At 45.4% G+C, this 2,345-nt stretch carries 4 protein-coding genes; 1 reads left to right on the forward strand and 3 read right to left on the reverse strand.

Annotation, left to right across the window (positions count from 1 at the left end; all coding sequences use genetic code 11):
* Positions 1–197: IS66 family transposase (locus ACO6V1_RS23450; protein WP_422468943.1), on the reverse strand; the 197-nt coding region annotated here is incomplete at its 3' end.
* Between the two features lie 51 nt (positions 198–248).
* The gene (locus ACO6V1_RS23455) at positions 249–821 is read right to left on the reverse strand and encodes a hypothetical protein (RefSeq protein WP_422468945.1); all 573 of its coding nucleotides are present in this window, start codon (positions 819–821) and stop codon (positions 249–251) included.
* Positions 822–879: 58 nt separating this feature from the next.
* Here ACO6V1_RS23455 and ACO6V1_RS23460 point away from each other — a divergent pair, with 58 nt between their 5' ends.
* Positions 880–1,767, forward strand: a complete 888-nt coding sequence (locus ACO6V1_RS23460; protein ID WP_422450213.1) for an IS982 family transposase — start codon at positions 880–882, stop codon at positions 1,765–1,767.
* A gap of 21 nt (positions 1,768–1,788) precedes the next feature.
* Here the strand turns inward: ACO6V1_RS23460 and ACO6V1_RS23465 are convergent, their stop codons facing one another.
* Positions 1,789–2,061 carry a hypothetical protein gene (locus tag ACO6V1_RS23465; RefSeq protein ID WP_422468947.1) on the reverse strand — a complete coding sequence of 91 codons (273 nt, stop codon included), beginning with the start codon at positions 2,059–2,061 and terminating at the stop codon, positions 1,789–1,791.
* Positions 2,062–2,345 lie beyond the last annotated feature (284 nt).

Raw genomic sequence — 2,345 nt, forward strand, 5'->3', positions numbered from 1 at the left:
GCGGCGCGACTATCACTAATACTGAAGTAGACTGTCTCATCGGAAACAAATACCCAGAGCCAATGTTTCTGGCTGCCCTCTGAATCATCACACCACTGCAACCATCGGGTTTCATCGGCATGCATTCGATCACTGCGGCAAACCCGCTCTCTGCAAGCTTCCACGACCGGTTCTATGAGAGCAGGCAGTGTTTGCATTCCCGAAATAATGGTTCCGGCCGCCAGATCAAGCCCGTGTTGTTTGTACGACTAAAGCTGTCTGTTAACCGGAATACCAAAAGCATATTTGTTGATAATTAAATCAACCCAGACAGAAACTCCCAATATTCCTCTGTTAATCAAACGTGCTGGAGATGGGGCGGTGATAATTGCGGATGTTTCCGGACATTGGCAAGTCTTGCGATATCGCTTGCGATGGTAACGCCTCTTGTGTGGCCTGACCTCAATTTCTATAACATCACAATGATCACAGCCAGGAAACGGGTCGAAGGGCAAGCGACAGATGGCACAACACTTCTCGTTATCGGGTAGGTCAACGCCCTGATCAACCACCGGCAGGTTCTCATGTTTTCTCCGACCATGGCTCGGGGAACCAGGTTGCTGGCCACGTTTACGAGTCGTCGGTTGTCGTGTGGTATTTTTGCTTTGCTTTTCCTGACTGGGTTTTGAGCGATTTTTCTTTTCAGTAGAACGCCCAAAGACCATGTGTTTCATATGACTCAGCTGAGAATCGCGTTCTTTAATTGTCGCCTTGAGTTGATCGACTTCAGCCTTATTACCCTTTTTCACGCGAAGGCCGACTTTTGACATCACATAAGGCATGACTACACCTTAACCAACCTGCCCTCTAAAACAGATTGCTTAATAGCCGGTGACAGTCATGCCTGAAGAAGAGTTTATCATTAATGTCTTTTGTCTGATTGATGATTTATTCCAAAAGCTTTTTCCCACACCTATACGTACTCGTGGCTATGAGCCCAAGCTCAGTGATAGCGAGGTTATTACCATTGAAATAGTGGGTGAATGGCTTGGACATCACAAGGACAAAAATATCTGGAAATATTTTCGACGACACTGGCTACACTTTTTTCCAAACATTCCCGCCAGAACCAAGCTGGCATCACAGGGGGCGAACCTCTGGGCTGTGAAGCAAAAAATCACAGAGCATCTGGTGCAAATATTGGGCGCTGACAGGGATAATGTTCACCTGATTGATGGTTTCCCCATAGAGGTTTGCAAGCGGGTTCGGGCAAAACGTCGGAAAATATTTAATGACGAAGTGGCTTATGGCTACTGTGCTTCAAAAGACAGGAAGTTTTTTGGTTTTCAGGGGCATCTGTTAATTTCAATGACGGGCATTCCAGTTTCACTGAGCCTGACACCTGCGAACGTTGACGAGAGAGATGCAGCTTACGATTTGATAGAAACGATAGCCGGGTTGTTGTTGGGAGACAAAGGCTACATTAAGCCGATTTTCAAAGAGGATTGCGAAGCGGTTGGTATCGACCTGCAAACGCCATTGAAAAAAAACATGAAAGATAACCGGCCAAAAAAATTCGTCAAACTGATTATGCGGGTCAGGCGCAGAATCGAAACCGTCATTGGACAGTTGGCACATTATTTCGATATTGAGCACAGTGGCTGCCGTAATATGTGGCGCATGACAGCAAGAATGGCCCGCAAGTTACTGGCTTACAACGTAGGTGTATTCCTAAATGTACAAGCTGGTAAGCCTGCTATTCAGTTTGAGAATTTAATAACTGCTTGAAAACGCGGTTTTCGGGCATGATTAGGGAGCGTCTGTTAAAAATGCCGTTTCGGCCGACCATGTAGTATTATTTATTGATCTATGGGTCAAAAGTCGGTCTTCGCGTTTTTTCATCAAGGCAATGGTGGCCAGTAATTCCTGCTCACGAACCCGGGTCCGTTTCCACAGATCCCGGTAGTGGTTGACCTGCCATTTGAGGTCAATGAACTCCTGCTTGGTCAAAGTGACTTGAACAAGGCTGAAAGGAGTACAGGATTGTTCTAAAGTGCATTCAGGCGTAGTGATTTCAAGCATCTATCAAGGATAGCTGAACAGGGCTATTGATGCTTGAATAATGGATTTAGCGAATGGTTACTCTGGAGCTAAGAACGATTCTTAGTTCCAGATATCAAAGTGTTATTGCCTACCCAGTTTGGAAATGGGCCCACACTCATTAGGAGAGTTCAGCGTTTCCATCGCTGCGACAATTTCAGAGATGTTTGATGGTTTAGAGAATTTCGTTACCACCTGTGTAATTTGTGAAAGAAAATATACTCGTCAGGAACATAGCCATGGCTATGGATGGAACTAATTATTTT

The sequence above is a fragment of the Endozoicomonas sp. ALC013 genome (assembly GCF_049310205.1).
In the GTDB taxonomy this organism is placed as follows: domain Bacteria; phylum Pseudomonadota; class Gammaproteobacteria; order Pseudomonadales; family Endozoicomonadaceae; genus Endozoicomonas.